Here is a 5,978-nt window from a genome sequence, read left to right on the forward strand (position 1 = left end):
GCTCTGTGTCGTGGGGAGGGCTTCGCCCTCAGGGCGCCGTCAGTGGCCGCCGCCCTGCTGTTCGTCCCGGCGGCGCTGCCACCGTTCCTCGATCCGATGCATCATCGAGCGGCGCTGACGGGCCTGACGGCCACCGGCCGCCGATCCGCCCGTCGCCTGCTGCTCACCCGGCTTGGGCGCCTTGCGCCAGCCTGTAACGGCCATCACCGCGCAGCCCAGCATGACGAGGAAACCCACCACGCTGATCCACCACTGCTGAGCGACCATTCCAGCCATGAGGAGCGCGATACCCACCAGGAAGCCGACGACTGCCTGGTAGACCCGTCGCCGGGTGTACGTACGCAGTCCGCTTCCCTCGAGCGCTGTCGCGAACTTGGGATCTTCGGCGTACAGCGCTCGCTCCATCTGCTCGAGCATTCGCTGCTCGTGCTCCGAGAGCGGCACGGAGTCCTCCTAGTCGTCGGTCGCGGGGGCGACCGGGATGCGGCCCTTTCAGGATAGGCAGGGAATCGTCCCCGTGAAACCCGCCCTCAACGCCAAATCGCCAATCCGGGCCGCCATGCGGTTCGGTTGCTGAAGCGTTGATTCCCCAGCGCCTGGCCTGTCATGCCGGATGGTGTCCCCCGATCATACGGGGCGAACTCCCCGTTCGGGGGGCCTGTGGCGTACTCCATGTGCGGCTGCGTCGCTGATCAGCACGGTGCGCGCCGTCCGGGGCCGGGCCCCGGACGTGCCGCCGGGCGGGTGTCAGGCGCGCTTCTCGCCCAGGACGTGCAGCTGGGTGGCGATGGCGTGGAAGGACGGCAGCTCGGCGGCGGCGGCCTCCAGCTTGAGCAGGGCCTCCGCCGCTCCGGGCTCGGTGTCGACCAGGACGCCGGGGACGAGGTCGGCGAAGACCCGCACGCCGTGCACCGCCCCGACGTCCAGACCGGCCTCGCCCGCCAGTTCGCCGAGCTGGTCCGCCGTGAAGCGACGGGGCACCGGGTCGCCGTCGCCCCAGCGCCCGGACGGGTCGCTCAGGGCGGTGCGGGCCTCGGTGAAGTGCCCGGCGAGCGCGCGGGCCAGGACCGCGCCCCCGACGCCCGCGGCGAGCAGGCTGAGCGCGCCACCGGCCCGCAGCGCCGCCACCGCGTTCCGTACACCCTCGGCCGGGTCGTCCACGTACTCCAGGACGCCATGGCAGAGCACCACGTCGTACGCCTCCCGCCCGACCACGTCGAACAGGCCGCGGATGTCGCCCTGGACTCCGGTCACCCGGTCAGCGACGCCGGCCTCGGCGGCCCGGCGCTCCAGCGCGAACAGCGCGTTCGGGCTGGGGTCGACGACGGTGACCCGGTGGCCGAGGCGGGCCACCGGCACCGCGAAGTTCCCGGAGCCGCCGCCCGTGTCGAGGACGTCGAGGCCGTCCTGCCCGGTGGCCTTGACCCGGCGGTCGAGGGCGTCCTTGAGGACGTCCCAGACGACGGCCGTACGCAGGGAGGCGCGCGACGGGCGCGACGACGCCTCTCGACCGAAGACAGGGGAAGGGTCCGACACGGTTGTTGACTCCTCGGTGACGGTGCACGAACGGCTCCCACCCTATGGCCTCGGGCGTGCTCCCCCGCTCACATGCGGCTACCCCGTGGCCTCCTCGGCGCCGGACTGACGGGGCAGCACGGGCTGGAGGACGAGGAGCCGTTCGACGAGGCGCAGGAACATCGCGGCGTCCCGGATCAGGTCGTCGGCGTCCCGGCGGCTCGCCGCGCCGGGTATGCCCGCCTCAGCCCGGGCCCGGCGGGACGCTCCGGAGGCGAACAGGGCGCTCCACTCGGTCAGCTCGGGCGCTATCTCGGGGAGCACTTCCCAGGCGCTCCTGATCCGCGCGCGCTTGCGCGGGTTGGTCTCGGGGCGGCCGCGGGCGGCGAGCACGGCCGCGGCGGTGCGCAGCGCGGCGAGGTGTGCGGTGGCGTACCGCTCGTTGGGCACATCGTGTCCGACGGCCTCCTCCAGGCCGGCGCGGGCCTGGGCGAGCAGGTCGAGTGCTGCGGGCGGCGCGGTGGAGCGGCGCAGCACGGGGTGGACGTCGGACGGCGGTCCGGACAGTGCGGGGGCAGGGCGGCCGGCGGCGCGGCGCCGCGGTGCGGCTGCTGCGGAGGAGCTGGTCATGACGAGCCTCCTGTCGTCGTGTGACGGCTCTGTGTCCGTATGTGTCCATCGTGAAGGGCACCACTGACAATCCCTCTGACCTGCGGCTTTGCCTGGGCCGCCGACTCGGGGGTAAGTTTTTGAACTGACTGGTCAGTTCAAAAACTGGGGATTCTGGGGGTGGACCGGTGGAAGCGAAGCCGGAGGAGCCGCACGGCGCCGCCGTCGTCGCGGACGGATTCGGGCTGAAAGGGCCGCGCGGCTGGGTGTTCCGCGAGGTCGGCTTCCGGGCCGAGCCCGGCTCGCTCGTCGCGATCGAGGGGCCGTCCGGCTCGGGCCGTACCTGTCTGCTGCTGGCGCTGACCGGCCGGATGAAGCCCCAGGAGGGCCACGCCGAGGTCGCGGGGCTCCTTCTGCCCCGCAAGATGGCCGCCGTGCGCCGGATCAGCGCGCTCGGCCCGGTGCCCGGGGTCAGCGACCTCGACCCGGCGCTCACCGTCGCCGAGCACCTGCGCGAGCGCGCCCTGCTCCAGCGCCGCTACGACGGCTCGGTACGGGCCCTGCTCCGGCCGCCGGCCGAGCGGGCGACCGCCACCAAGGCACGGATCGACGCGGCCCTGGAGGCGTCCGGGCTCGACCTGGACACCCTCCCGAAGGGCGAGCGGACCTCCGTACGGGATCTGGAGCGGCTGGAGGCGCTGCGGCTGTCCATCGCCCTGGCGCTGATCGGCCGGCCCCGGCTGCTCGCGCTCGACGACACCGATCTGAAGCTCTCCGACGCCGACCGGGCCGAGGCCTGGGCCCTGCTGCGCTCCATCGCCGACGCCGGTACCACCGTGCTCGCCGTCTGCAGCGAGGCGCCCGAGAACGCCCTGAAGATCACCACGGCGCCGCGCGCGGCCGACGACGAGCCGCGCCGGACCGAGCACACGGCCGACGGGGCGACCGAGGTCCCCGCCGAGGACGAGACCGACGCCGCGGCCGAGGACCGGCCGCGCGCGACCGAGGACGACACGACCACCGAGGACGACACCATCGAGGAGGGGGCAGCCGATGCGCTCGCCGAAACTGGCCGCGCTTGAGCTGAAGCGGTTCGGCAGGGGGAAGCTGCCGCGGGCCGCGCTCGTCGCGATCCTGCTGCTGCCGTTGCTGTACGGCGCGCTGTACCTGTGGTCCTTCTGGGACCCGTACAGCAGGCTCGACCGGATACCCGTCGCCCTGGTCAACGAGGACAAGGGCGCGACCGCGGACGGCAAGAAGATCAACGCCGGTGACGACATCGCGAAGGGCCTGCTGGACAGCAAGGTCTTCCAGTGGCACGAGGTGAGCGACGCCGAGGCCCGCGAGGGCGTGGAGGACGGGACGTACTACCTCTCGCTGACCATGCCGGGCGACCTCAGCACGCGGATCGCCTCCAGCTCGGGCGACGCCCCCGAGACGGGCGCGCTGCAGGTCCGTACGAACGACGCCAACAACTACATCGTCGGGCAGATCTCCCGGACGGTCTTCTCCGAGGTCCGCACCGCCGCCTCCACCAAGTCCTCGCGCACCTTCCTGGACAAGATCTTCATCTCCTTCTCCGACATCCACGACGCGACCGCCGAGGCCGCCAAGGGCGCGGGTGAGCTCAAGGAGGGCGTGGACAAGGCGAAGAAGGGCTCGAAGAGCCTGGCCGACGGCCTGAAGGACGCCAAGAAGGGCAGTGGCGACCTCGCCACCGGCCTGAAGAAGCTCGACAAGGGCGCGGGCGACCTCGAGACCGGCTCACGACAGGTCGCGAACGGTACCCAGGCGCTCGCCGACAAGGTCAACGGACGGGCCGCCCAGGTCCGCCCGTACCTGAAGAACAACGGCAAGACGATCGGCGACACCGCCCGGCTGGTCGCCGACTCGACCGCGGCCGTGCGTCACGACCTCGAGGACGTCGTCCGCCGCGCCCCGGTCGCCCGGACCGCCGCCCACCTGGCCGACGACCACCTGGACGCGCTCCACAAGAAGGAGTGCGTGGACAATCCGCTGCCCGATCCCAAGGCCTGCCCGGTCCTCAAGGAGGCCAAGGTCTCGGCCGACGACGTGGCGAAGATCGCCGACGACCTGCACGAGCTGACCAAGGACAGCGACGGCGACCTGAAGAAGCTCGACGGCCGGCTCGCCACCCTGCAGAAGCAGGCAGAGGACCTGGCCAAGGCCGCGCCCCACCTCGACGAGGACCTCGAAGGCGCCGTCAAGAAGATCAACAAGCTGAACGAAGGCGCCCTGAAGGTCGCCAAGGGCGCCGACGAGCTGCACACCGGCCTCACGAGCGCCAAGACCGGCTCCACGAACCTCGACACGGGTGTCGGCAAGCTCAAGAAGGGCGCCGGGGACCTCGACGGCGGTCTGTTCAAGCTGGCCGACGGATCCGGCGAGCTGGCCACCGGCCTGAACGACGGGGTCGCCAAGATCCCCGACTACGACAAGCAGGAGCGTGACAAGCGCACGGAGGTCATGGCCGACCCGGTCGCACTCGCATCCCAGTCGCTCCACAAGGCGCCCAACTACGGCACCGGCTTCGCCCCGTACTTCATCCCGCTCTCCCTCTGGGTCGGCGCGATGGTGGCGTACATGCTGATCCAGCCGCTCAACCGGCGCGCCCTCGCCGCCGGTGCATCCGCCTGGCGGATCGCCCTGGCCGGCTGGCTCCCGGTCGCGGCCATCGGGCTGCTCCAGGTCGCCGCGCTGATGTCCGTACTGCACTGGGGCCTCGGCCTCCAGATGGCCAGGGCGGCCGGGACCGTCGGCTTCCTCGCCCTGGTGACCTGCTGCTTCGCCGCGATCATCCAGTGGCTCAACGCCCGCTTCGGCGCGGCGGGCCGGATCCTGGTGCTCGCCGTGCTGATGCTCCAGCTGACCTCGGCGGGCGGCACGTACCCCGTTCAGACCAGTCCCGGCTTCTTCAACGCGATCCATCCGTTCCTGCCGATGAGCTACGTGGTCGAGTCGCTGCGCCGGCTGATCTCGGGCGGCGGGATCGGACCGGTCTGGCAGGCGGTCGCGGTACTGACGGCGTTCACCGTGGGCGCGCTGGCGCTGACCGCGGTCTCCGCCCGGCGCAAGCAGGTGTGGACCCTGGACCGGCTCCACCCCGATCTGTCCTTGTGACACCTGCCTCTGTGACCCCCGCGAGACCTGTGAGAATCGAGCCCATGGACAGCAGCAGCACCAGACGCCAGGCCACGCGCGCGAAGCTCTACGAGGCCGCCGTCACGCTCATCGCCGAGCAGGGCTTCTCGGCGACGACGGTGGACGAGATCGCCGAGCGCGCGGGTGTCGCCAAGGGCACGGTCTACTACAACTTCAAGAGCAAGACCGAGCTCTTCGAGGAGCTGCTGCGGCACGGAGTCGCCCTGCTCACCGCCTCTCTGAGGACGGCGGCCGAGGAGACGACGGAGCGCGGCGGGAGCCGGGTCGACGCGCTGGACGCGATGATCCGGGCGGGTCTGGTCTTCATCGACCGCTATCCGGCCTTCACCCAGCTGTACGTCGCCGAGCTGTGGCGCACCAACCGGGCCTGGAACTCGACCCTCCTGGTCGTCCGTCAGCAGGCGGTCGCCGTGGTGGAGGGTGTGCTGCGCGAGGGCGTCGAGAACGGCGAGCTGAGCGAGGAAATCGACATTCCGCTCTCCGCGGCCGCGCTGGTCGGGATGGTGCTGGTGGCCGCCCTCGACTGGCAGGCCTTCCAGCGGGAGCGCTCGATCGACGATGTGCACAGCGCGCTGTCGCGGCTGTTGCACGGGCGCGTGGGCGGCTGCTGACCGACCGCGGACAGCACGAAACGCCGGACGGCGAGGCTCGATCCCCCCTGTCTCTTATAC

6 protein-coding genes are annotated in these 5,978 nt (G+C 71.6%); 3 read left to right on the plus strand and 3 right to left on the minus strand.

Features of this window, described 5'->3' with window-relative positions; genetic code table 11:
* Window positions 1-39 precede the first annotated feature (39 nt).
* The 3 genes from ACFC0D_RS37835 to ACFC0D_RS37845 form a co-directional block, all read right to left on the minus strand.
* The gene (locus ACFC0D_RS37835) at window positions 40-444 is read right to left on the minus strand and encodes a DUF3040 domain-containing protein (protein ID WP_376446494.1); all 405 of its coding nucleotides are present in this window, start codon (window positions 442-444) and stop codon (window positions 40-42) included.
* 303 nt (window positions 445-747) lie between these two features.
* Entirely contained in the window at window positions 748-1,536 is a 789-nt protein-coding gene (locus tag ACFC0D_RS37840; RefSeq protein ID WP_376446496.1) for a class I SAM-dependent methyltransferase, read from the minus strand.
* A gap of 78 nt (window positions 1,537-1,614) precedes the next feature.
* Complete coding sequence (locus ACFC0D_RS37845; RefSeq protein WP_376446499.1) at window positions 1,615-2,145, minus strand: SAV_6107 family HEPN domain-containing protein; 531 nt, start codon at window positions 2,143-2,145, stop codon at window positions 1,615-1,617.
* Between the two features lie 167 nt (window positions 2,146-2,312).
* Between ACFC0D_RS37845 and ACFC0D_RS37850 the strand changes: the two genes are divergently transcribed.
* The 3 genes from ACFC0D_RS37850 to ACFC0D_RS37860 are packed head-to-tail and all read left to right on the plus strand — an operon-like array spanning window position 2,313 to window position 5,918.
* The gene (locus ACFC0D_RS37850; protein WP_376446502.1) at window positions 2,313-3,206 is read left to right on the plus strand and encodes an ATP-binding cassette domain-containing protein; all 894 of its coding nucleotides are present in this window, start codon (window positions 2,313-2,315) and stop codon (window positions 3,204-3,206) included.
* Window positions 3,178-5,265, plus strand: coding sequence for a YhgE/Pip family protein (locus ACFC0D_RS37855; protein ID WP_376446504.1), 2,088 nt, complete (start codon window positions 3,178-3,180; stop codon window positions 5,263-5,265). Before ACFC0D_RS37850 ends, ACFC0D_RS37855 begins: the two co-directional genes overlap by 29 nt.
* A gap of 44 nt (window positions 5,266-5,309) precedes the next feature.
* Complete coding sequence (locus ACFC0D_RS37860) at window positions 5,310-5,918, plus strand: TetR/AcrR family transcriptional regulator (protein WP_362363558.1); 609 nt, start codon at window positions 5,310-5,312, stop codon at window positions 5,916-5,918.
* Window positions 5,919-5,978: the final 60 nt, after the last annotated feature.

The organism is Streptomyces sp. NPDC056222, from assembly GCF_042264065.1.
GTDB lineage: Bacteria > Actinomycetota > Actinomycetes > Streptomycetales > Streptomycetaceae > Streptomyces.

Excerpts from the sequence above, each read along its gene's own strand:
- ACFC0D_RS37845 (WP_376446499.1), bottom strand. The coding sequence starts at position 2,145 with ATGACCAGCTCCTCCGCAGCAGCCGCACCGCGGCGCCGCGCCGCCGGC.
- ACFC0D_RS37855 (WP_376446504.1), top strand. The coding sequence starts at position 3,178 with ATGCGCTCGCCGAAACTGGCCGCGCTTGAGCTGAAGCGGTTCGGCAGG.
- ACFC0D_RS37860 (WP_362363558.1), top strand. The coding sequence starts at position 5,310 with ATGGACAGCAGCAGCACCAGACGCCAGGCCACGCGCGCGAAGCTCTAC.